Genomic DNA, 22,348 nt, shown 5'->3' on the forward strand with positions numbered 1-22,348 from the left:
CGTTCGTCGAGGGCCTGGGTCAGCAGCCAGCCGACGATCAGCACCAGGTGCAGCAGGAACAGCCAGAGGCTGATCGCGACCACCGCGCCGACCACCGTGAGGCCGCCGAACGGTGCCCCGAGGGCCAGCGGCAGGGCCAGGAAGAGCACGAAGCCCTGGAGGAAGCCCGACAGGCACGCGGCGGTGAACAGCGCGCCCGACACCAGCGCCGGCCAGCGCAGCCGGCCGGCCGCGACGACGCCGAACCCCCACAGCAGCGGGACGGTGAGCCCGAACAGCACCGAGTAGTAGCCGACGGCGACGCTGCCGAGCCGGTTGCCGCGGTCGGTGAGGTCGGCCATCACGGCGGCGGCCTGCAGCAGCGGGTACAGCAGGACGGGGGTGGCCACCACCAGCGGCAGGGCGAGCAGCCGGCCCCGCCAGCCGGTCAGCGTGTCCTGGCGGGGGGTGAAGCGCAGCAGGGCCCGCCGCAACCCCTCGCCGTAGAGCGACAGCGGCAGCAGGGCCAGCACGACGTCGAGCACCCCCATGCCCACGCCCGCCCGGGCCAGCGCCCGCAGCGCCTCGGGGGCACCCAGCTCGGCCGGCAACAGGTCGGCGAGGCGGTCGCTGAGCTCGCGGACGGTCCCGGGTGAGGTGAGCAGCGCGGTGAGGCAGAACGCGACCAGCAGCAACGGCACCACGGCGATGCCCGCGTAGAAGGTCAGGCCCGCGGCGATCAGGGCGAGGTCCCGGCCGCGCAGCCGCCGTCCCGCGGCCCGCACCAGGGACGACGTCTCCCGCCTCAGCCGGGCGGCCGTCCAGCGCCGGGTCAGGGCCGGTCCAGCAGGGAACGGGCCGCGGCGTAGCCGCCCAGACCGCTGACCGCCCCGCCGCGCACCGTGCCCCCGGACGAGGCGGCCACCACCCGCGGGTGCGCCGTCGCCACGCCCCAGGTGCCCACCTCCTCCGGCGAGGCGGCCATCGGCCAGGCCAGGTCGCCGTGGAAGATGTGGCCTCCGGGCATCGCCAGGGACGCCTCGACGTCCAGCGGGGAGGCCGCCTGCAGGCACGGTCCGCCGTCGGCGTCCTGGGCCAGGCAGTCCAGCAGCGGCTCGGCCAGGTGCGCGTCGAGCTGGGCGACGACCCGGCGCACCGCCTCCCGGCGGGTGCCCACCGGGTCGGCACGGAACAGCTCCGCCGGCGTGTGCAGGCCGAACAGCGTCAGCGTCTGGTGGCCGGCCGCCCGTTCCGCCGGCCCGAGGACCGACGGGTCGGACAGCGAGTGGCAGTACACCTCGAACGGGATGACGTCGGGCAGCCGGCCGGCGGCGGCCTGGGCGTACGCGGCGTCGAGCTGGCCGGCGGCCTCGTCGACGTGGAAGGTGCCGGCGAAGGCGACCGCGGGGTCGACGCCCGAGCGCAGCCGCGGCAGCCGCGCCAGCACCATGTTGACCTTGAGCTGGGCCCCGTCGGTGGTGGGCCGGGGCGGTGCGCCGGTGAGCCGGTCGAGCACCGCGGGCGCCGCGCCGCAGACCACGTGGCCGGCGTCCACCGCCCGCTGGGCGCCGTCGTCGTCGGTCCAGTGGACGGTGACGCCGTCGGCGCGGGCCTCGAGGGCGTCGACGGTCGCCCGGGTGACCAGCTCGGCGCCGGCCCCGCGCGCGGCGGCCGCCATGGCCCCGGTGAGCGCGCCCATCCCGCCCACCGGCACGCGCCACCGTCCCGTGCCGTTGCCGACCACGTGGTACAGGAAGCAGCGGCCGGCCGGTGAGCCGGCGTCGTGCACGTCGGCGAAGGTGCCGATCAGCCCGTCGGTCAGCGCGACCCCGCGGACGACGTCGGAGGACAGCTCGTCGGCCACGACGTCGGCGAGGGGGCGGTGGAGGAGGTCGTGCCACAGCTCCGGGTCGCGCAGCCGTCGGGCGAGGTCGCCGGGGGCGAGCAGGGGTTCGGTGAGCGTGGGGGCGAGGTCCTGGGCGAGGGTGGACAGGCGTCCGTAGAAGCGCCGCCAGCCGGCCAGCTCGGCGTCGGACCCGGTCAGGGCCCGGAAGGAGGCGGCGGTCGCCGGCCCCTCGTCCCGCTCCACCAGCAGCCCGGCGCCACCGGGGACGGCGGTGTAGGAGGCGACCGCGCGGTCGGCGAGGGTCACCTCCAGGCCGAGGTCGGCGACGACCCGGTCGGGGAGGAGGCTGACCAGGTACGAGTACGCCGACAGCCGGACGTCGACCCCGCGGAAGACCTGCTCGCTGACCGCGGCGCCGCCGACCCGCTCCCGGCGTTCGAGCACCAGCACCGACCAGCCGGCCTGCGCGAGGTAGGCCGCGGCCACCAGCCCGTTGTGCCCGCCCCCGACGACGACGGCGTCGTACCTGCTCCGCTCGCTCACTGGCGGACCGTGGCCGGTGCCGGCACCGGTCAGCTCCCCTCGGCCGGAGCGTCCTCGCTCTCCTCGCAGCCCCGCCCGGGTGCCTGCTCGGCGGTGCCGCAGTCCTGCTCGTTGCGCTCGACGTCGGTGTTGCCGCCGGTCTCGGTGCTGCTGCACCCGGCGAGCACCCCGGCGAGGAGGAGGGCGGCCAGGGGTCGTCTGAGGTCCATGTGTTGCTTCTGCGCGGGGAGGACGGTCGCCAAACCCCACCGGCCCCTCTGGTCCCACCCGTCCCGGCCGTGCCGCGGGTCGAGTCGAGAGTCCACCAAATCACATCCGGGTAATTGTCACGGCGGCGTCACGGCGCTTACGGTGTGTACGTCTGGCGGGGCGCTCCGTCACCAACCTGGGTGACACTCCGCGGACGCCGCCGAGCCGGCGCCCTCCTCCCCGGGGGCGTCCGGGCCGGGGACCCACCGCAGCACTGGGGTGAAGCGCGCACGGCCTCGTGGCCGGGCGTGCCGGGCGCCTTCCCGCCCGAACCCGTCAGCTAACCCGGTAGGCGGCCGTGGAAGAAACGGAGTGCCGCCGCACCATGGCGTCCCCTCGCACCGCCCGTCGCGCCGCCCTCGTCCTGGCCGTCGCCGGGGCCCTCGGCACCGCCCTCGTGCCCTCCTCCGCCGTCGCGGAGGAGCCGGTCACCGCACAGGAGGCCGCCGCCCTCGTGGCCGCGCGCGGCCACGAGCTGGAGGTCGTCACCGAGGAGTTCAACGAGGCCCGGGAGTCCCTGGCCGCGCAGCAGGCCGAGGCCGCGGCCGCAGCCGCGGCGGTGGCCGAGGCGCAGGGCGTCGTGACCGCCGCGCAGGAGCAGGTGCGCGGCATCGCCCGCAGCGCGTTCACCGGCGAGAGCATGGGGTCGCTGCAGGCGCTCATGACCAGCGGCTCGGCCGACGAGTTCGTCAACCGGGTCACCCTGCTGGAGACCGTCGCGGGGCACCAGAACGTGCTGCTGGACCAGGCCGTGGCCGCCGGCGAGGTCGCCGCGCAGGCCCGGGTGGTGGCCGAATCCGCCGCCGCCGAGGCGCAGTCCCAGTACGACGAGGTCGCCGCCCAGCAGGCCCGGCTGCAGGCGCAGATCAACGACTACCAGGCCGACTACGCCCGGCTGTCCGCCGACGAGCGGCGGGCCGCCCTCGACGCCGCCGCGGCCGCCCACGGTGGCGAGACCGCACGGGCCAGCCGCGCCGAGCGGACGGCGCCGGCGGTCCCCGCGGCCGCGCCCGTGGTGGCCGGCAGCGCGGCGATCCAGACCGCGATCGACACCGCCATGGCGCAGCGCGGCAAGCCCTACGTCTGGGCGGCGTCCGGTCCGGGGTCCTACGACTGCTCCGGGCTCGTCCAGTACGCCTTCAAGGCCGCCGGCATCAGCCTGCCGCACTCGAGCCGGATGCAGTCGTCCATGGGGACCCAGGTGTCCCGGGCCGAGGCCCGCCCCGGTGACCTGGTCGCCTTCTACAGCCCGGTCAGCCACATCGGCATCTACCTCGGCAACGGCCAGATGGTGCACGCGCCGACCTCCGGCGACGTCGTCAAGGTCGCGAGCGTCGACGCCATGGGCACCACCCCGCGGTTCAACCGCATCGGCGGCTGAGCGGCGACCCGCTCAGCGCGCCGGTCCTCCGCCGACCTCCTGCAGCAGCCCCCAGACGAACCGCGCCCGGACCCCACCGGGCAGGGTCACCTCCCAGCGGGTGACGACGCCGGGATCGACGCTGCGGGCGCCCGGCAGGCCCACGACGTCGTCCAGCACGTGCTCCCACACGCGCAGCCGCGTGGCCGTCGCCCGCGGCACGGGAGAGCCCGGTGCCCGGACCAGGTGCTCGTTGAGCACGGAGCCGCCGGGGCCGGAGAGCACCTCCCAGTACAGGTGCGGCCACAGCGGCACCGGCCACCGGCGGACCTGGACGTCGAGGTCGCCGAACCGGCGGTCCTCCAGCTCGTCCGGGGGGCCGAGGACGGCGGTGCGCAGCGCCAGACCCCGCGGAGCCCGCGGCGCGTGCTGCAGCGCCTGCCACCGGGTGTGCGCGGCGTGCGCCTCCGCCCGGGTGGCGCCCAGCCGCGGGAGCGCCTCGGCGACGAGGTCGGGCCGCAGGTCGGCCATCCGCCGCAGCAGCACGAGGCAGAACTCCCGCCGCGCCAGTCCCCGCACGGGCGTCGACCCTGCCAGCACCGGGCCGTGCCCGTCCCGGCGGCCCCGCCGCCCGTCACCGGCTGCCTCCCGGCCGGCCACGGGCCCTCCCCGCGGGGCGCGGCGCCCCCGGGTCGGGCATCGGGGAGGATGGGGGGCGATGAACCCCCGTGCTGTCGCCCTCGCCTTCCGCGCCGTCGCCCTCGCCGAGGCCTGTTCGTGGGTGGGCCTCCTGTTCGGCATGTTCGTGAAGTGGGTCCTCGGGTCCTCCGAGCGCGGCGTGCAGATCTTCGGTCCGATCCACGGCGGGATCTTCGTCCTCTACGTGCTCGTCGCCCTGGTGGCGGCCCGCGTGCTGCGGTGGGACGCGCGCACCACGCTGCTCGCCCTCGCCGCGTCGGTCCCGCCGCTGGTCACCCTGTGGTTCGACCGCTGGGCCACCCGCACCGAGCGGCTGCCGCTGCCCGAGCCCGTCCCCACCACCTGACGGCAGCCGTCCCCACCGCGCCGGGGGCGTCCCGGCGTCTAGGTTCGCGCTCATGCCCGAGCCCGTCCTGCCGTCCACCGCCCGCACCCTCCTCGCCCGCGTCGCGCGGGTGCAGCGGGAGGGCCGGGCGCCCAGCCTGGTCGCGGGCGTCGTCCGGGACGACGGGCTGGTCTGGTCGGCCGGCCGCGGCGACGTCACCGAGCCGCACACCGACGTCCAGTACCGGCTGGGGTCGATCAGCAAGACGGTGACCGCCGTCGCGGTGCTGCGGCTGCGCGACGAGGGCCGGCTGCACCTCGACGACCCGCTGGAGCTGCACGTGCCGGGGACGCCGGTGGGCGAGCGCACGGTCGGCCAGCTGCTGTCGCACCTCGGCGGGGCCGCCGCGGAGAGCCCGGGCGGCTGGTGGGAGCGCACTCCCGGCGGGTCCTTGGAGGAACTGGGCCTGGCCGACGAGCACGCCGTCCTCGGGGCCGCGCGCCGGTTCCACTACTCCAACCTCGGCTTCGGTCTGCTCGGCGAGCTGGTGGCCCGGCTGCGGGGGCGCCCGTGGGACGACGTCGTCCGCGACGAGGTGCTCGCCCCGCTGGGCATGACCCGCACCACGCCGCGCCCGGTGGCCCCGGCCGCCGAGGGGCACGCGGTGCACCCGTGGGCCGACGTCGTCCTGCCCGAGCCCGAGCACCACGCCGGCGTGATGGCCGCCGCGGGCCAGCTGTGGGCGACGCTGGCCGACCTCGCCGGCCTCGCCGTCTTCCTGCTCGGCGACACCGGCGACGTGCTGGACCCGGCCACCCTGGAGGAGATGACCGTGCCGGCGGGTGTGGACTCCTCGGCGTCGGGCTGGTCGGCCTACGGGCTGGGGCTGCAGGTCGTGCGGGTGGAGGGGCACACCCTCGTGGGGCACGGCGGGTCGATGCCCGGCTTCCTCGCCGGCGTCTTCGTCGACCGCGAGGAGCGGACCGGCGCGGTGTCGCTGGCCAACGCCACCAGCGGTCCGGAGCCGGTGGTGTTCGGCCTGCTGGCCGACCTGCGCGCCGCCGAGCCCAGGATCGTCGAGCCCTGGCAGCCCTCGCCGTCCCCCGTGCCGCTGGAGGACCTCGGCGTCTGGTTCTGGGGCCCGGCGCCGCACCAGCTCCGGGCGCTGCCCGGCGGGCTGCTGCACCTCGGGCCGATGCCCGGGCGCGCCGGGCGCGCCAGCCGGTTCGCCCGGCGGGACGACGGCACGTGGGTCGGCCTGGACGGGTACTACGCCGGTGAGCCGCTGACGATCGCCGCCGACCACCTGGACCTGGGCACCTTCGTGTTCACCCGGACCCCGTACGACCCCGCGGGGCCGGTGCCCGGTGGGGTGGACGAGGACGGCTGGCGGCACTGACGAGCCGCGGTGTGACCGGCGTCGCTCCTCGGCTGTGACGGCCGCCACGGCCGGGCTCGACCGTCCGCGCAGGTGATCCAGGCGTGTATCGGTCCGGTGAACGCGGATTCAGGTCTTGACCTTGCGCGAATGCGCGGAATAGGTTCCCCGGCCAACCCGTCTTCGCGGAAAAGGGAAGGCCTGTGACCGTAGACAGCAGCACCACCTCGATGTCGCCGGGCGTCCGGCAGTTCACCTCCGTCCCCCATGCCTCGGTGGTCGGCGGTGTCGAGGTGACGGCCGATGACGCCACCTGGGTGGAGACGCTCGACCCGGCCACCGGGCGGGTCGTCACGCGGGTCGCCGAGGCGTCGGCCGACGTGGTGGACGCCGCGGTGCGCTCCGCGCACGACGCCTTCGCCGGGCCCTGGGGATCGATGACACCCGGCGCCCGGGAACGGTGCCTGCACCGCCTGGCCGACCTGGTCGACGCCCACGCCCAGGAGCTCGCCGAGTACGACGCGCTGGAGAGCGGCAAGCCGGTCAGCTACGTCCGCGCCATCGACCTGGAGCTGGCGATCGAGCAGTTCCGCTACTACGCCGGGTGGCCGACCAAGCTGCAGGGGGCGACGGTGCCCGTCGAGTCGTCGTCGGCGCACGTCTACACCCGGCGCGAGCCGCTCGGCGTCGTCGCGGCGATCACCCCCTGGAACTTCCCCCTGTGCCAGGCGGCGATCAAGCTGGCCCCGGCCCTGGCCGCCGGCAACACCGCCGTTCTCAAGCCGTCGGAGCTGACCTCGCTGTCCTCCCTGCGCCTCGCCGAGCTCGCGGTCGAGGCCGGCCTGCCGGAGGGGACCCTCAACGTGGTCACCGGCACCGGGACCGCCACGGGCGCCGCCCTGGTCGCGCACCCGCTGGTGGAGAAGATCTCGTTCACCGGCTCGGAGGCCGTCGGCCGGCGCCTGGCCCGCGACGCCGGGGACGCCCTCAAGCACATCTCGCTCGAGCTCGGCGGCAAGAACCCCCACGTGGTCTTCGCCGACGCCGACATCGAGAAGGCCACGGCGGCCGCCGCGACGACCGCCTTCTTCTACACGGGCCAGGTCTGCTTCGCCGGGTCCCGGCTGATGGTGGAGCGCCCGGTGCTCGACGAGGTCCTGGCCGGCCTCGCCGAGCACGCCAAGGCCCTCGTGCTCGGCCCGGGACTGGACCCGGCGTCCACGATGGGCCCCCTGTCGTCGGCCCGGCAGCGGGAGAAGGTCGAGCGCTACGTCCAGGGTGCAGCCGCCTCCGGTGCGCGGATCGCGTTCGGCGGGACCCGCCCCGGCGGGCCCCTGGCCGACGGCTTCTTCTTCGAGCCGACGGCGGTCGTCGAGCCCGCCGACGACGACCCGGTGGTCGCCGAGGAGGTCTTCGGGCCGGTCGTCGTGGTCCAGGCGTTCGACTCCGTCGAGGAGCTGGTCCCACGGGCCAACGGTGGCTCCTACGGCCTGACCGCCGGCGTCTGGACCGACGACGTCCGCAAGGCCCACAGGGTCGCGGCGGCGCTGCAGGCGGGCACGGTCTGGGTGAACACCTACGGCGACTTCAGCGCCGCGGCGCCGTGGGGCGGGGTCAAGGCCTCGGGGCTCGGCCGCGACTGCGGGCCGGAGGGGCTCGACGGGTACCTGCAGACCAAGACCGTCTGGATGTCCCTGGACTGAGTCCGGGTCAGCCGACGCGAGGCTGCAGGGGCTTGTACCGCAGGTCCAGGTACAGCCAGACCTCGACCTCGGCGACCCCGTCCACCGCCCGCACCGAGTCGTCGACCAGCGACAGGAAGTCCTCCTGCGTGGCGCAGACGACCTCGGCCAGCACGTCGAACCGCCCGGCGGTGACCGCCACGTAGGTCACCGCCGGGAGTCCGGTCAACGCCTCGGCGATGTCCACGGACCGGGCGCCGGCACCGGCACGTACCCCGATCCACCCGACCGAGCGGAAGCCCAACCTCAGGGGGTTCGCGATGCACATGACCTTGACCGCACCGGTGGCGACCAGCCGCTGGAACCGCTGCCGGACCATCGTCTCCGAGACGTCCAGGTCCGCCGAGAGCTCGCTGAACGGCATCCGCCCGTCGGCGGCCAGCCGGGCGACGATCCGCCGGTCGGTCTCGTCGAGCTGGTGCGGGCGTACCCCCGTCGGGGCGTCCTCCACCCGCACCCCGTCGAACCGGGCCTGCTGGTAGTGGAGGCGCAGGTAGGGCAGCAGCTCGACGTCACGGACGCCGGGCAGGCGACGGATCCGCTCGTCGACGACCTGCTGCAGGACGCCGACGTCGGCGCACACCACCTCCGCCTGGACGGCGAAGCGCCCGGTGGTGCAGGTGACGTAGTCGACCTCGGGGATCTCCGCCAGCTGGTCGGCCAGCACCGCGGTGGGCACCGTGCCGTCGACGGTCAGGCAGACCAGTGCCATGGCCGACCAGCCGAGGACGGCGGGGTCCGTCACGGCCGACACCTGGACGAAGGCCTCGTCGAGCAGGCGCGCCACCTTGCGGCGGACCGTCTTCTCCGTCGCGCCGGTCTGCCGGGCCATCTCGGCGAAGGAGATGCGCCCGTCGGCCTGCAACAGCGCGACCAGCTGCATCTCCAGCTCGCCGAGCTGCGACGGGGCCGGGTCCGACCGCAGCACCACCCGCGGCCGCGCCGCGGACGGATCCCCGCCCGAGGAGGTGCCGGATGACACGGCCGGGCCGCCCCCCACCGTGCCGCCCTCGTCGACCACGACCCACGACCCCACTTCCTGCGCACCACGCACCAGCCCGGACCCGGCCGGCCCGCCGGGACCCGGGGCTCCCCACCCACACCAGGAGAAGCCATGCGAGTCGGACTGCTGCAAGAAGGTGACCTGACGGGCACCGACGCCTACCACCGGTACCACCAGATGATCGACGAGGTCATTCTGGCCGATCGGCTCGGGTTCTCCACGTGGGGGACCTCCGAGCAGCACTTCAGCCCGCCGCACTTCTCGGTCTCGGCCCCCGAGGTGCTCTACGCGGCCGCCGCGGCGCGGACCGAGCGGATCAAGTTCCGCACCATGGCGTCGGTGATGCTGGCGTGGAACCACCCCGTCCTGATCGCCGAGCGGCTGGCCACCCTCGACATCGTCTCCCACGGCCGGGCGGAGATCTGCACCGCACGGTCGAACAACCTGCAGACCCTGGCGACCTTCGGCGTCGATCCCAAGGACACCCGGGCCCAGTGGGAGGACTCGATGGACGTGCTCGTCAAGGCGCTCACCGACGACCACCTCGAGCACGACGGGCCGGTGTGGCAGATCCCCCGCCGCGAGCTCGTGCCCCGGGCGGTCACGACCCCGCACCCGCCGATCTCGGTCGCCGCCTCCAGCGTGGAGTCGCACGCCAACGCAGGCCGCCGCGGCATCGGTGTCATCACCTTCGAGAACTACTTCGGGTTCCCGTACCTGGAGGAGTGCCTGCGGGCCTACCGGACGGCCTTCGACGGCACCGACCACTCCGGCGTCGTCGCCCCCAACGACTACCGCGGCCTGTACGTGGCCACCGCCTACTGCGCGGAGAGCCGCGAGGAGGCCCGGCGGGTCGCGCGCGACGTGGCGCTGCGCTACTTCGAGTTCATCCTCGACCTCTACATCCCGCTGGCGGACAACCCCGCCTACGGCTACCTGGAGGAGATCAGGGCGCTCGTGGAGCACAGGGACGACCTGGACTGGCTGTGCGAGTCCAGTCCCTCGGTCATGATCGGCGACCCGGACGACTTCATCGCCCGGATCAAGCGACTGGAGGAGATGGGCATCGACGAGGTGCTGCTGCGGATCGACGCCGTCGGGCACGAGAACATCGAGCAGTCCCTCGAGCTCATCGGGCACGAGGTCATCCCCGTCGTCGACCCGGCCGCCGCGGCGGGTGCGGCATGACCGCCCTGCCCGCGTCGGCGGGGGCCGCGCCGGGGGACCCCGCGCGCCCGTTCCTCGACCCCGGGTTCACCGAGGACGGCGTCCCCCCACGCGCTCTGGACACCGGGGCACTGCCGCCCGGGCTGGCCGCCGCCTGCGCGGCGATGGAGGACCCCGACATGCAGGGCCTGCCCCTGGAGCGCCGGGACTACCTGCTGCTCCTCGTCGTCACCGTCCTGGTCCCCGCCCTCCTCGTGCTGATCGGAGTCCTGGCATGACCACCACGTCCGACCCCACGACCGACACCGGCGGGGTCTCGGTCCAGGACGGCTGGCCGATCGCCCGCCCCCAGCGACCGTGGGGGACCTTCACCATCTTCTCCACGTCGGTGTCCACGGCGATCGCCACCTGGTGCTTCATCATCGGGGGCTTCGTCTCCTACTACCTCGGCGCGGGGCAGGGGACGCTGGCGATCCTCGCCGGCTCGCTGCTGGGCATCCTCTTCATCGTCCTGGCCTGCGTGCCGTCGAGCGTGAAGTACGGCATCGACTCCGTCGTCGGCAGCCGGCCGCAGTTCGGCACGCGCGGTGCCGGGCTGTCGATGGTGCTGGTCTACGCCTCGACGCTGGGCTGGAACGTCATCCTGTTCATCTTCCTGGGCCGGGCCACCGCATCGATCGCCGCGGCCCTGGGCTGGCAGACGCCGTCCTGGTTCGTCGGCGCGTGCGGGGTGCTGGGCATCCTGGTGGTCCTGGGGATGCTCTCCCGCGGACCGCAGGCGCTGCGCGACTTCAGCCGGCCGATCGCCGTCCTGGTGCTGGTGCTCGGCTTCGTGGTCCTGGGGATCCTCCTGGTGCAGGTCGGTGTCGACGAGCTGTTCTCCGCCCCGGCGGTGGCCGCGTGGCCGGACGCGTCGGCCAACTGGGCCAGCGGCATCGAGGTGCTGGTCGCCTCCAACCTCTCCTGGTGGGCGTACACGGGGGCGATGGTCCGCAACGGGCCCAGTGCCCGGAAGTCGCTGTGGCCGGTGGTCATCGGGCTGGGTCTCGGGGTGGGCGTGGGCTCGCTGACCGGGTTCTACGCAGGCCTGGCGCTGCCGGACTCCGGCGGCGACCCGACCCAGTTCCTCGTCGAGATCGGCGGCCCGGTGGTCGGGGTGATCGCCCTGGCGTTCATCGTCCTGGCCAACATCGGCACCGCGATCGTCGGCGTCTACGCCTCCACGCTCGCGGTGCGGCAGCTGCCCGGCGTCCGCCGCTGGTCGTGGCGGACCTCGACGCTCGTGGCCGTCCTGCCGGCGTTCGTCCTCGTCGGGTTCTTCGCCGACGACGTCTTCTCCCACTTCAGCACGTTCCTCGCCTTCCTCGGCGTGTGCTTCGGGCCGGTCTGCGGGATCCAGATCGTCGACTACTTCGTGCTGCGCCGGCAGCGCTACGACGTCCCCGCGCTCTACGACGACCGGAACGGGACGGCGTACCGCTACTGGGGCGGGTTCAACCCGGTGGGCTTCGTGGCCTTCGCCGCCGGCGTGGTCACCTACATCTACCTGCTGGACCCGGTCACCTACGTCTACCGCGCGCCGTTCCAGTACCTGACCGCGTCGGTTCCCTCCATCGTGGTCGCCGGCCTCGTGTACTGGCTCGGCGCGGTGCTGGTCCTGCGCCCGCTGGGCCGGGGCGGCTACGGCCGCCGGTCGCTGTCCGCCGCGGGACGGCGCTCGTGACCGCGGCGTGCGTGGACGGCACCGCGTTCCGCACCGCCATGGCCGACCTCCCGGCCGCCGTCTCGATCGTCACGACCACTGCTGCGGACGGCGTCCCGCACGGGGCCACCGTGTCCGCGGTGACCTCCCTGTCGCTGGACCCGCCGCTGCTCCTCGTCTGCCTGGACCGGGCGTCGGACACGCTGGCCGCGCTGGAGGTGGGCCGGCACTTCCTGGTGCACGTGGCGGCCGACGGGCAGCAGGCGTCCGTGATGCGGTTCGCCGGCAAGGGGGCGGACAAGTTCGACGGCGGCCACTGGGCGATCGGGCTCTCCGGCCAGCCGCAGCTGCGTGGCGCCGCGCAGGTCCTCGACTGCGTCGTGGCGGACCTGCTCCCCGGCGGTGACCACACGATCGTCGTCGGCCGGGTCGCCGCCCTCGAGCACGACCCCTCGAGCACCCCTGTCGTCTACCACCGGCGCCGGCTGCACCCGGCTCCGGTCCCCCGAGCGGAGACCTGATGTACGACGTCGTCGTCCTCTACACCCGGCCGGCCGACCCGGCCGCCTTCGACGAGCACTACACCCGCGTCCACGTCCCCCTGGTCCAGGCCATGCCGCTGGTGGCGGAGTTCGCGTGGGGCAGGGTCGACTCCGCGCAGGCCGACGCGCCCTACGTCGTGGCGCGGATGACCTACCGGTCCGCCGAGGACGCCGCCGCCTCGCTGTCCGGCCCGGAGGGCCAGGCCGCGGTGGCCGACCTCCAGCGGTTCGCCCAGGCCGGCGTCCAGGTGCTCAACGCCCCGCGGGTGCTCACGTGGCCGTGATCGCGGACCCGGCGACCGCTCCCCGGACCGGCCGCGTCGCGCCGGTCCGGGGCGGGTGGGTCGCCGGGCGGGAGGTGGGGGGAGCGGAGGTGGTCGACGTCGTCCACCCCTGGTCCGGGGACGTCGTCGGGTGCGTGCGGGTGCCCACGGCCGCGGACGTCGAGCGGGCCGTCGCCGGGGCGGGCGCCGCTGCGCCCGAGCTGGCGGCCTGGCCCGCGCACCGCCGGGCCGACGCGCTGCGGCACGTCGGCGCGCGGCTCCTGGAGCGCGCCGAGGAGGTGGCCGGCACGATCACCGCGGAGAGCGGCAAGCCGTTGCGCTGGGCGCGGGTCGAGGTGCAGCGGGCCGCCGCGACCTTCCGGTGGGCGGCCGAGGAGGCGCTGCGCTGGTCCGGTGAGCTGCAGCGGCTGGACGCGGATCCGGCGTCCGACGGCCGGCTGGCGGTCACCCGGCGGTTCCCCCGGGGACCGGTGCTCGGCATCACCCCGTTCAACTTCCCGCTGAACCTGGTCGCCCACAAGGTGGCCCCGGCGCTGGCGGCCGGCGCGCCGATCGTCCTCAAGCCCGCGCCGAAGACCCCGCTCAGCGCCGCGCTGCTGGGCGAGCTGCTCGCCGAGTGCACGCTGCCGGAGGGGGCCTGGTCGGTCCTCCCGCTGCCCGACAGCCGGGCCGGGGAGCTGACCGGGGACCCCCGGCTGCCGGTGGTGTCGTTCACCGGTTCCGGGCCGGTCGGCTGGTGGCTCAAGGAGACGCTGCCCCGCAAGCACGTGACCCTGGAACTGGGCGGCAACGCGGCCGCGCTGGTGTGCGCCGACTGGGACCGCGGGGACGACCTCGCCCGCGCCGCCGCACGCGTGGCCCTGTTCGCCAACCACCAGGCGGGGCAGTCCTGCATCTCCGTCCAGCGGGTGTTCGTCGAGCGGCCGCTGTACGAGCGGTTCCTCGAGCACCTGGTCGAGGAGGTCGGCCGGCTGCGGACCGGGGACCCGGGGGACGAGCGCACCGACGTCGGCCCGCTGATCGACCTCGCCGCCGCCGAGCGGGTCGAGGACTGGGTGAGCCGTGCGGTGGCTGCCGGCGCGCGGCTGCTCACCGGCGGCGGGCGGTCCGGGACGACGGTGCCGCCGGCCGTCCTGGTCGACGTCCCGCCCGACTCGCCGGTGGCCTGCGACGAGGTCTTCGGCCCGGTGGTCGTCGTGGCACCGGTCGACGACGTGGCCGACGGGCTGCGCCGCATCGAGGACTCCCGGTTCGGGCTGCAGGCGGGGGTCTTCACCCACGACCTGGGAACCGCGTTCCGCGCGCAGCGGGAGCTGACCGTCGGCGGCGTGGTGGTGGGCGACGTGCCGACCTACCGCGCCGAGCAGATGCCCTACGGAGGGGTCAAGGAGTCCGGGATCGGACGGGAGGGGGTGCGCTCAGCGATGGAGGACTACACCGAGCCGCGTGTGCTGGTGCTGTCGGGGGTGGCCCTGTGACCGGGCCGGTGGCGGACACCGTGCTGCTGGCCGGCCGCGCCCTCACCATGACCGGCGACGGCCCGGTGGGCCCGGTCGCGGTCGCCGTCCGGGACGGCGTCCTGCAGGCCGTCGTCCCGCGGGAGCGGGCCGCCGACCACATCGGCCCGGACACCGTGGTGCTCGATGCGGGCGGCCGCACCGTGCTGCCCGGGTTCGTGGACCCGCACGCGCACGCCGAGGTGGCGGCGAAGGCGGGCTGGACGATGGTCGACTGCCGGGCGCCGGGCTGCTCCTCGGTCGGGGACGTGCTCGACGCCCTGCGCGACGGTCTCGGCTCGGCCCGGGACGGCTGGCTGGTCGCGCAGGCCAACCTGTTCTTCGACCAGAAGCTGACCGACGGCCGGTTCCCCACACGGGCCGAGCTGGACTCGGTGAGCCGGGACGTCGCGATCGTGGTGCGGGCCGGGGGCCACCTGTCGGTCCTCAACAGCCGGGCGCTGGAGCGGTGCGGGATCGACGACCGGTACGAGGCGGTGACGTACAGCATCACCGGGAAGCCCAGCGTGCACCGCGACGCCGCCGGCGTGGCCACGGGCATCGTCACCGAGATGGACAAGTTGCTGCCGCTGCCGCAGTTGTCCGAGGAGGAGCAACGCGAGGCGATCGAGACCGGCATCGCCGGGCTGTTCACCCGGCACGGGGTCACCACGCTGGGGGAGATCTCGGAGTCGGTGGCGGGGCTGCGGATGATGGACGCGGCGGTGGCGGCCGGCCGGATCGCTCCCCGGCTGCACGTCTACCTGTGGGTGCCGGGGACCGTGTCGCTCGAGGAGGCCTGCGACGCGAGCACCTGGTCGGGGCTGGCCTCCGCCCCGGACCGGTTCCGCATCCAGGGCGTGAAGATGTTCGCCGACGGCGGCTACTCCGCGGCCAACGCCGCGCTGACCCGCCCGTACGCCCTGGAGGGGCACGGCTGCGGGCACATGGCGGTGACGGCCGAGGAGCTGACGGAGGCGGTGCAGCGCACCCGCGCGGCCGGCCTGCAGCTCGCCGTCCACGCCAACGGGGACCGTGCCCAGCGCGAGGTGTGCGCCGCGATCGTCGCCGCCGGGCCCGCTCCCGCCGGGGCCCTGCGCCCCCGGATCGAGCACGCCGGCAACTTCGTACCCGACTACGCCGAGCTGACCGAGGCGTGGCGGGCCGCCGGGATCATCCCGGTGCCACAGCCGGTGTTCATCCAGAACTTCGCCGAGTTCCTCCCGACCTACGTCGGTGAGTACGCCCGCCACCGGCAGTTCCCGTTCCGGCGGCTGCTCGACGACGGGTGGCCGATCTCCGGGTCCTCCGACGTGTGGGTCGGCTCGGAGGAGCAGCAGACCCGGCCGTTCTTCAGCGTGGCCTGCGCGGTCCGGCGGCGCACCTTCCACGGCCAGGTCATCGCCGAGCAGGAGCGGATCAGCACGCTGGAGGCGCTGCGCATGCACACCCTCGGCGGGGCGACGGCGCTGGGAGAGGAGGGCACCCGCGGGTCGCTGGAGCCCGGCAAGGTCGCCGACCTCGTCGTCGTGGACCGCGACCCCCTGGCGGTGCCGGACGACGAGCTGGCGGGCATCGACGTCGACCAGGTCTTCGTGGCCGGCGAGAGCGTGCACGTCCGTGGCCCCGGGCTGGCCGCCGCCCGGACGGGGCGGGCGTGACACAGGTCCCGGTCGACCCGGGCGTGCACACCGCGCGCCTGCTGACCGACGACCCCGCCGGACGCGCCGGGCTGGAGGGCTGCGGCCCGGGGACCACCGGCCGGGTGCCGCTGTCCGGAGAGGGGGAGCCGACCCGGTGATCTACGCGCTGCTCGCGGTCGCCGTGGTGGCGGAGGTCATCGGGACGTCGCTGCTGTCGCGGACGGAGGGGTTCACCGTCCTGTGGCCGTCGCTGGGATCGCTCGCGAGCTACGCGGTCGCGGTGGTGCTGCTCGCGCAGGTGGTGCGGACCCTGCCGGTGGGGATCGCGTACGCGATCTGGTCGGGGCTGGGCACGCTGACCGTGGTGGCGATCGGCGTCACGGTCCTCGGCCAGTCGCTCACCGCTGTGCAGCTCGCCGGCGTCCTGCTCGTGGTCGTGGGTGTGGTCGTGCTGAACCTGGGCGGTCCGCTGCACTGAGGCCGCCGCCGTCAGGGACGGTCGAAGGCGTCCATCGTCGTCTTCACCACCGCGCCGTAGACCAGGTGCGGCACGATGTCGCTGATCCAGTCGGTGGTGGACCAGGTGCGCGGATCGGTCACACCGAGCACGGTCATCGGCCCGTTGGCGGCCACCAGGACGCCGGCCGTGGTGAGCAGCGTGCCGACCAGTGGCTGTGACCGGAAGCCGGCCGCCCGGACCAGGCCGACGACGACGCCGACCCCGATGCCGGCGACCAGCCCGCTGAGCGGGCCGAGCCCCTGGACCCGGTTCTGCCGCGTCTCGTCGTCCCCGGGGATGGACACGTGCGCCTTCTCGGCGAGGGTCTGCACGGTCTGCTCCGGGGTGGAGCTGCTGCCGCGGCCGCGGACGGCCATGTCCAGGTAGGTCACCGCGTTGAGGGCGGTGCTGCCGGCCGCGCCGGCGGCAGCACCCCGCAGTGCCCAGCCGAGCATGCTGATGCCGCGCCGTCCCTTCCCGATCGTCCCCACCGGGGTGCGCTTCGCCATGGCCCCGCTCTACCCCGGAGGTGCGCGGGCACACCGGGCCGGCGGGTCAGCAGCCGGTCGCGGTCAGCCGGCCCGGTCCGCGGGGAGCCCTTCGGCACGTCGAGGCCGTACTCGAGGCGGAGGCGGTGTCCCGCGTCCTCGTCGTCGGTCACCGCCGCCCCCCACGGCGGCGCAGCAGGGTGGCGCCGAGGAGGCCGAGTGCCCCCACGCCGGCCGCCGCCAGGGCCAGCCGGCCCCACAGGGGCTGGCCGCCGAACTCGGTGCCGGCCGCTCCCGGTCGTGGCCCGGCCGGCGCGTCGAGCCCGGTCGCGGCGCGGACCCCGGCCTCCGTGACCGGCGTCCAGGTGGTCGTCCCGCCGCACAGGTCGGCCGACAGCTGCCCTCCGTCGAGGTCGGCCGACCCCGTGGCGAGGACGAGGAACGGCCCCTCCCCGGCGAGTTCCAGCCCGCAGCTGGCCCCGGACGCCGCCGACACCACGCCCTGCTCCGCGGCGACGCTCCCCTTCCACACCGCCTCGACGGAGAAGACGTGGAGCGCCGGATCGGGGGTGCTCCACCCTCCGCGCACCTCACGGGAGACCAGGCGGCCGGTGAAGACGGCGTCGGCCCGGTCGACCTGCCGGGCGAGGGGTGCGCCGGTGCAGCTGCAGGCCGTTGCCGGGGCGGCCAGCACCCAGCCGGTGACCAGCACCGCCAGGACGGCGAGCAGGCAGACGGAGGTCCGACGCACGGCGGCAGCCTCCCGCGCGCCGGCCACCGGCGGCCAGTGGCGGCGGCGCGGCTCCCGCCGCACCCTGACCGGTGTGGACGACGTCGACGCGCGCCTGGAGCACACGATCGAGGCGCTGCTGGACGACCGGCGGGCCGGCGCGTCGATCTGTCCCTCGGAGGCCGCCCGCGCCGTCGACCCCACCGCCTGGCGCGACCTCATGCCCGCCGCTCGTGCCGCCGCCGGCCGCCTGGCCACGGCCGGGCGCGCGGAGGTGACCCAGGGCAGCGTCGTCGTGGACGTCGCCGCCGCCCGTGGACCCGTGCGGGTGCGTCGCCCGCGGTAGCCGTGCTCGCTGTCCCGGCCTCGCCGGCGTGGGCCCCCGGCCGCCGCGCTGCGCCTCAGTCCGAGCCGGCGGTCCGGTCCAGCAACGGGCCCATCCGGTGGTCGACCAGCCGGCGCAGGGCCAGCGCGGTGTCGGTGCGCTGGACCCCGGGGATGGCCAGCACGCGCTCGGTGATCCGCCACAGGTCGTCGGCGTCCCTGGCCACGACCCGGACGAGCAGGTCCGCGACGCCGGACAGCGCCGTCACCTCCAGCACCTCGGGGATGTGGGCGAGCGCGTCCCCGACGTCGGCCAGGCTGCGCTGCACCACCTGGACCGTGACGTACGCGCCGAGCCGGTAACCCAGCGCCTCGGGGTGCACGCGGGCGTCGAAGGGGGCGAGCACCCCGCTGCTCTCCAGCCGAGCCAGCCGCGACTGCACGGTGTTGCGCGCCAGTCCGAGCTTCTGCGAGAGCGCCATGACGGTGGCGCGAGGGTCCTCGGTCAGGGCCCGCAGCAGCCGGGCGTCGGTGGCGTCGAGGGCCGGCACGGTGCTCAGTCTGGCATGCGAGGACGTCCTCGTACCGAGCAATCTGCGCACCGGGTGGGACTCCCCTTGCGCATCCCGGCGGAGCGGTGATCTTCTCGCCGGGGCGGGGGACGTGCCACGATGTGTGAGTGGCACCACACCCCGGTGCCACGAGGCGTCCACCACCGGAGCACGGCCGGTGACCCCGGCGGCCCGGTCGACGGAGGAGTGAGTGCGTGAGCGTGTCGAGCGCGACCACCGAGGTGGTCGACCCCGTCCCCGGCGCCGAGGCGCCCCACCTGCCACAGCAGCCCGACCTGGTGCAGCTCCTCACGCCCGAGGGCGAGCGGGTCGAGCACCCCGAGTACTCCCTGGACACCACCCCCGAGGAGGTCTGCGGCCTCTACCGCGACCTGGTGCTGGTCCGCCGGTGGGACGTCGAGGCGACCGCGCTCCAGCGGCAGGGTGAGCTGGGCATCTGGGCCTCGCTGCTGGGTCAGGAGGCCGCGCAGATCGGGGCCGGCCGCGCGCTGCAGCCCGGCGACATGGCCTTCCCGACCTACCGGGAGCACGGGGTGGCCTGGACCCGCGGGGTCGACCCGCTGGACGTCATCAGCCTGTTCCGCGGCGTCGACAACGGCGGCTGGGACCCTGTCGCCACCGGCTTCAACCTCTACACCGTCGTCATCGGCGCGCAGACCCTGCACGCCACCGGCTACGCCATGGGCCTGCAGCGCGACAGCGCCGAGACCGCCACGATCGCCTTCCTCGGCGACGGCGCCACCAGCCAGGGCGAGGTCAACGAGGCGATGATCTGGGCGGCCAGCTTCTCCGCCCCCGTCGTCTTCTTCTGCCAGAACAACCAGTACGCGATCAGCGTGCCGCTCGAGCGCCAGTCGCGGGTGCCGCTCTACCAGCGGGCCGCCGGCTTCGGGTTCCCCGGCGTCCGGGTCGACGGCAACGACGTCCTCGCCGTCCTCGCGGTGACCCGGGCGGCGCTCGCCGCCGCCCGTGACGGCCAGGGCCCGACGTTCATCGAGGCCTTCACCTACCGGATGGGCGCGCACACCACCTCCGACGACCCCACCCGCTACCGGCTGGCCAGCGAGCTGGAGGAGTGGAAGCTGCGCGACCCCATCGCCCGGCTCAAGGCGCACCTGTCGCGGAGCGGGATGGCCGACGCCGCCTTCTTCGACTCGGTGGAGGCCGAGGCCGACGAGCTCGCCGTGCGCATCCGCCGTGGCACCGTCGAGATGGCCGACCCGCCGGGGACGGCGATGTTCGACCAGGTCTACGCCGAGCAGACCCCGCACCTGGCCGCGCAGCAGGCCGAGTTCGAGGCGTACCAGGCGAGCTTCGAGGGGGGCGAGCACTGATGGCCGGACAGACCCTCACGATCGGCAAGGCGCTCAACCTCGGCCTGCGCAAGGCGATGGAGGACGACGCCAAGGTCGTGCTCATGGGTGAGGACATCGGCCGGCTCGGCGGGGTCTTCCGCATCACCGACGGTCTGCAGAAGGACTTCGGCGAGGACCGCGTCGTCGACACACCGCTGGCCGAGGCCGGCATCCTCGGCACCGCCGTCGGCCTGGCCATGCGCGGCTACCGGCCGGTCTGCGAGATCCAGTTCGACGGGTTCGTCTTCCCCGCCTACAACCAGATCGTCACCCAGGTGGCCAAGATCCACGCACGGTCCCGCGGGAAGCTGGCCATGCCGATCGTCATCCGGATCCCCTTCGGCGGCGGCATCGGCGCGGTCGAGCACCACAGCGAGAGCCCCGAGGCGTACTTCGCGCACACCCCCGGTCTCAAGGTCGTCGCGGTCAGCAACCCCGTCGACGCCTACTTCGGCATCCAGCAGGCGATCACCCACCCCGACCCGGTCGTCTTCCTCGAGCCCAAGCGGCGGTACTGGGAGAAGGCCGAGGTCGACACCGACGCCGGCCCCGGGCCGCTGTTCGCCTCCCGCGTCGTGCGGGGCGGGGACGACGTCACCCTGCTCGCCTACGGCCCGATGGTGAAGACGGCGCTGCAGGCGGCCGAGGCGGCGGCGGAGGAGGGCCGCTCCCTCGAGGTGGTCGACCTGCGCACGCTCTCCCCCCTCGACCTCGACCCGGTGTTCGACTCGGTCCGGCGCACCGGCCGCTGCGTCGTGGTCCACGAGGCGCCGGTGACCCTCGGCCTGGGCGCGGAGATCGCCGCGCGGGTGACCGAGACCTGCTTCCACTCGCTGGAGGCGCCGGTGCTGCGGGTGGGCGGCTACGACACCCCGTACCCGCCGTCGAAGCTGGAGGAGGAGTACCTCCCCGACCTCGACCGTGTGCTCGACGCCGTCGACCGCGCGATGGGGTTCTGAGCATGGCCGAGCTCCGGCAGTTCAAGCTGCCCGACGTCGGCGAGGGGCTGACCGAGGGCGAGATCCTGCAGTGGCTGGTCGCCGTCGGTGACACGGTGACGGTGAACCAGCCCCTGTGCGAGGTGGAGACGGCGAAGGCCGCCGTCGAGCTGCCCTCGCCCTGGGCCGGCACGGTCACCGCGCTGCTGCACGAGGCCGGCGAGACCGTCGACGTCGGGACGCCGATCATCACCATCGACGTCGGGGGCGACGGGCCGGCCCAGGCCCCCGCCGGGGCGGGCGGCGAGGTCGCGGCCGGGCTGATCGGCGGTGCCGCTCCCGGCGGCCGGACGGCGGTGCTGGTCGGGTACGGACCCCGCACCACCGAGGCGCGCCGGCGCCCGCGGCGCGCCGTCCACGCGGCCGCCACGCCCACGCCGCTGGCCGGGTCCGCCGACGACGGCTCGCGCGGGACCCCGCTGCTGACCACGGCCCCGGACGCCCGCAGCAAGCCGGTGCGACACGGCGGGCTGGAGGTCGGCCGCGCTGCCGAGGCGCACGCCGCGGCCGAGGAGGCGGCGACCGCCCTGGTCGCCCCGCCCGGCCGAGGCCGCCTGCGCCCCCTGGCCAAGCCGCCGGTGCGCAAGCTGGCCAAGGACCTCGGGGTGGACCTCACCACGCTGTCCGGCAGCGGCCCCGGCGGCGTCATCACCCGTGCCGACGTCGAGGCGGCGGCCACGGGCGGGCAGCAGCCGGTCGCCGGGCCCGCTCCGGTGGCCGCGGGCGGCACCGAGCAGCGGATCCCGGTGAAGGGGGTGCGCAAGCACACGGCCGCGGCCATGGTGGCCAGCGCGTTCACCGCTCCGCACGTGACCGAGTTCCTCGCCGTCGACGTCACGCGGATGATGAAGCTGCGTACGCGGCTGGCCGCCCGGCCGGAGTTCGCGGATCTCAAGGTCAGCCCGCTGCTGTTCGTGGCCAAGGCGCTGCTGCTGGCGGCGCGCCGGCACCCGATGGTCAACAGCTCCTGGGACGACGCGGCCCAGGAGATCGTCGTCCACGGGCAGGTCAACCTGGGCATCGCCGCCGCCACGCCCCGGGGCCTCGTCGTCCCCAACATCAAGGACGCCGGCCGGCTCAGCCTCCCCGAGCTGGCCGGCGCGCTCGCGGAGCTCACCGAGACCGCCCGCGCCGGCCGCACCGCCCCGGCGGACATGACCGGCGGCACGATCACGATCACCAACGTGGGCGTGTTCGGCGTCGACACCGGGACGCCGATCCTCAACCCCGGCGAGTCGGCGATCCTGGCCTTCGGGGCGGTCCGGGAGATGCCGTGGGTGCACAAGGGCAGGGTCAGGCCGCGGCAGGTGACGCAGCTGGCGCTGTCGTTCGACCACCGGATCATCGACGGGGAGCTGGGCAGCCGGTTCCTCGCCGACGTCGGCGCGCTGCTCTCCGACCCCGGCACCGCGCTGGCGTTCTGA

The 22,348-nt window shown here is 75.0% G+C and carries 24 protein-coding genes, 1 pseudogene and 1 riboswitch; of the genes and pseudogenes, 17 read left to right on the forward strand and 8 right to left on the reverse strand.

Going from position 1 to position 22,348, the window contains the following annotated elements:
* Positions 1–11 precede the first annotated feature (11 nt).
* The 3 genes and pseudogenes from ACI78V_RS04230 to ACI78V_RS04240 form a co-directional block, all read right to left on the reverse strand.
* A pseudogene (locus ACI78V_RS04230) lies at positions 12–764 on the reverse strand (YhjD/YihY/BrkB family envelope integrity protein); the annotation flags it as partial.
* 47 nt (positions 765–811) lie between these two features.
* Positions 812–2,368 carry a phytoene desaturase family protein gene (locus ACI78V_RS04235; protein ID WP_456849230.1) on the reverse strand — a complete coding sequence of 519 codons (1,557 nt, stop codon included), beginning with the start codon at positions 2,366–2,368 and terminating at the stop codon, positions 812–814.
* A gap of 29 nt (positions 2,369–2,397) precedes the next feature.
* Positions 2,398–2,577 carry a hypothetical protein gene (locus ACI78V_RS04240; protein WP_456849232.1) on the reverse strand — a complete coding sequence of 60 codons (180 nt, stop codon included), beginning with the start codon at positions 2,575–2,577 and terminating at the stop codon, positions 2,398–2,400.
* 234 nt (positions 2,578–2,811) lie between these two features.
* Positions 2,812–2,907: riboswitch (cyclic di-AMP (ydaO/yuaA leader) on the forward strand.
* A gap of 35 nt (positions 2,908–2,942) precedes the next feature.
* Between ACI78V_RS04240 and ACI78V_RS04245 the strand changes: the two genes are divergently transcribed.
* Complete coding sequence (locus ACI78V_RS04245; protein ID WP_456849234.1) at positions 2,943–3,998, forward strand: C40 family peptidase; 1,056 nt, start codon at positions 2,943–2,945, stop codon at positions 3,996–3,998.
* Positions 3,999–4,010: 12 nt separating this feature from the next.
* Here the strand turns inward: ACI78V_RS04245 and ACI78V_RS04250 are convergent, their stop codons facing one another.
* Positions 4,011–4,556, reverse strand: a complete 546-nt coding sequence (locus ACI78V_RS04250) for a hypothetical protein (protein WP_456849236.1) — start codon at positions 4,554–4,556, stop codon at positions 4,011–4,013.
* Positions 4,557–4,695: 139 nt separating this feature from the next.
* On the opposite strand from ACI78V_RS04250, the gene ACI78V_RS04255 reads away from it, so the two are divergent.
* The 3 genes from ACI78V_RS04255 to ACI78V_RS04265 all read left to right on the forward strand — a co-directional run bounded on the left by ACI78V_RS04255 (position 4,696) and on the right by ACI78V_RS04265 (position 8,082).
* A complete protein-coding gene (locus ACI78V_RS04255) occupies positions 4,696–5,022 on the forward strand; it encodes a DUF3817 domain-containing protein (RefSeq protein WP_456849238.1) in 327 nt (108 codons plus the stop codon).
* A 52-nt stretch (positions 5,023–5,074) separates the two neighbouring features.
* The gene (locus ACI78V_RS04260; protein ID WP_456849240.1) at positions 5,075–6,400 is read left to right on the forward strand and encodes a serine hydrolase domain-containing protein; all 1,326 of its coding nucleotides are present in this window, start codon (positions 5,075–5,077) and stop codon (positions 6,398–6,400) included.
* Positions 6,401–6,582: 182 nt separating this feature from the next.
* The gene (locus ACI78V_RS04265) at positions 6,583–8,082 is read left to right on the forward strand and encodes an aldehyde dehydrogenase family protein (protein WP_456849242.1); all 1,500 of its coding nucleotides are present in this window, start codon (positions 6,583–6,585) and stop codon (positions 8,080–8,082) included.
* Between the two features lie 7 nt (positions 8,083–8,089).
* On the opposite strand, the gene ACI78V_RS04270 is transcribed toward ACI78V_RS04265, so the two are convergent.
* The gene (locus tag ACI78V_RS04270; protein WP_456849244.1) at positions 8,090–9,052 is read right to left on the reverse strand and encodes an Lrp/AsnC family transcriptional regulator; all 963 of its coding nucleotides are present in this window, start codon (positions 9,050–9,052) and stop codon (positions 8,090–8,092) included.
* A 183-nt stretch (positions 9,053–9,235) separates the two neighbouring features.
* On the opposite strand from ACI78V_RS04270, the gene ACI78V_RS04275 reads away from it, so the two are divergent.
* From ACI78V_RS04275 to ACI78V_RS04315, 9 genes are read left to right on the forward strand one after another with little or no spacing between them, the layout of a single operon-like run.
* Positions 9,236–10,312, forward strand: a complete 1,077-nt coding sequence (locus ACI78V_RS04275; RefSeq protein ID WP_456849246.1) for an LLM class flavin-dependent oxidoreductase — start codon at positions 9,236–9,238, stop codon at positions 10,310–10,312.
* Positions 10,309–10,569: a hypothetical protein gene (locus ACI78V_RS04280; RefSeq protein WP_456849248.1), complete on the forward strand. Its 261-nt coding sequence runs from the start codon at positions 10,309–10,311 to the stop codon at positions 10,567–10,569. The genes ACI78V_RS04275 and ACI78V_RS04280 overlap by 4 nt, the downstream gene beginning before the upstream one ends.
* Positions 10,566–12,014, forward strand: a complete 1,449-nt coding sequence (locus tag ACI78V_RS04285; protein ID WP_456849250.1) for a purine-cytosine permease family protein — start codon at positions 10,566–10,568, stop codon at positions 12,012–12,014. Before ACI78V_RS04280 ends, ACI78V_RS04285 begins: the two co-directional genes overlap by 4 nt.
* An 11-nt stretch (positions 12,015–12,025) precedes the next feature.
* On the forward strand, positions 12,026–12,514 hold the full coding sequence (locus ACI78V_RS04290; protein WP_456849252.1) for a flavin reductase family protein: 489 nt from the start codon (positions 12,026–12,028) through the stop codon (positions 12,512–12,514).
* Positions 12,514–12,819 carry an EthD family reductase gene (locus ACI78V_RS04295; RefSeq protein WP_456849254.1) on the forward strand — a complete coding sequence of 102 codons (306 nt, stop codon included), beginning with the start codon at positions 12,514–12,516 and terminating at the stop codon, positions 12,817–12,819. Before ACI78V_RS04290 ends, ACI78V_RS04295 begins: the two co-directional genes overlap by 1 nt.
* Entirely contained in the window at positions 12,810–14,297 is a 1,488-nt protein-coding gene (locus ACI78V_RS04300; protein ID WP_456849255.1) for an aldehyde dehydrogenase family protein, read from the forward strand. The genes ACI78V_RS04295 and ACI78V_RS04300 overlap by 10 nt, the downstream gene beginning before the upstream one ends.
* Entirely contained in the window at positions 14,294–15,976 is a 1,683-nt protein-coding gene (locus ACI78V_RS04305) for an amidohydrolase (RefSeq protein ID WP_456849257.1), read from the forward strand. The genes ACI78V_RS04300 and ACI78V_RS04305 overlap by 4 nt, the downstream gene beginning before the upstream one ends.
* Positions 15,973–16,116, forward strand: coding sequence for a hypothetical protein (locus ACI78V_RS04310; protein WP_456849259.1), 144 nt, complete (start codon positions 15,973–15,975; stop codon positions 16,114–16,116). The genes ACI78V_RS04305 and ACI78V_RS04310 overlap by 4 nt, the downstream gene beginning before the upstream one ends.
* Positions 16,113–16,436, forward strand: a complete 324-nt coding sequence (locus tag ACI78V_RS04315) for a DMT family transporter (RefSeq protein WP_456849260.1) — start codon at positions 16,113–16,115, stop codon at positions 16,434–16,436. Before ACI78V_RS04310 ends, ACI78V_RS04315 begins: the two co-directional genes overlap by 4 nt.
* Positions 16,437–16,447: 11 nt before the next feature.
* Here ACI78V_RS04315 and ACI78V_RS04320 read toward each other — a convergent pair whose 3' ends face one another.
* Positions 16,448–16,966 carry a hypothetical protein gene (locus tag ACI78V_RS04320; protein ID WP_456849262.1) on the reverse strand — a complete coding sequence of 173 codons (519 nt, stop codon included), beginning with the start codon at positions 16,964–16,966 and terminating at the stop codon, positions 16,448–16,450.
* A gap of 148 nt (positions 16,967–17,114) precedes the next feature.
* Positions 17,115–17,696 (reverse strand): hypothetical protein, encoded by a 582-nt coding sequence (locus ACI78V_RS04325; protein WP_456849264.1) that lies wholly within the window; start codon positions 17,694–17,696, stop codon positions 17,115–17,117.
* Between the two features lie 73 nt (positions 17,697–17,769).
* On the opposite strand from ACI78V_RS04325, the gene ACI78V_RS04330 reads away from it, so the two are divergent.
* A complete protein-coding gene (locus ACI78V_RS04330) occupies positions 17,770–18,021 on the forward strand; it encodes a DUF3253 domain-containing protein (protein WP_456849265.1) in 252 nt (83 codons plus the stop codon).
* Between the two features lie 55 nt (positions 18,022–18,076).
* On the opposite strand, the gene ACI78V_RS04335 is transcribed toward ACI78V_RS04330, so the two are convergent.
* Entirely contained in the window at positions 18,077–18,550 is a 474-nt protein-coding gene (locus ACI78V_RS04335; protein ID WP_456849267.1) for an Lrp/AsnC family transcriptional regulator, read from the reverse strand.
* Positions 18,551–18,765: 215 nt separating this feature from the next.
* Here ACI78V_RS04335 and pdhA point away from each other — a divergent pair, with 215 nt between their 5' ends.
* From pdhA to ACI78V_RS04350, 3 genes are read left to right on the forward strand one after another with little or no spacing between them, the layout of a single operon-like run.
* Entirely contained in the window at positions 18,766–19,905 is a 1,140-nt protein-coding gene (gene pdhA, locus ACI78V_RS04340; RefSeq protein WP_456849269.1) for a pyruvate dehydrogenase (acetyl-transferring) E1 component subunit alpha, read from the forward strand.
* Positions 19,905–20,885: an alpha-ketoacid dehydrogenase subunit beta gene (locus ACI78V_RS04345; protein WP_456849271.1), complete on the forward strand. Its 981-nt coding sequence runs from the start codon at positions 19,905–19,907 to the stop codon at positions 20,883–20,885. The genes pdhA and ACI78V_RS04345 overlap by 1 nt, the downstream gene beginning before the upstream one ends.
* Positions 20,886–20,887: 2 nt before the next feature.
* Positions 20,888–22,348 (forward strand): dihydrolipoamide acetyltransferase family protein, encoded by a 1,461-nt coding sequence (locus ACI78V_RS04350; protein WP_456849273.1) that lies wholly within the window; start codon positions 20,888–20,890, stop codon positions 22,346–22,348.

The sequence above is a fragment of the Geodermatophilus sp. SYSU D00742 genome (assembly GCF_054049935.1).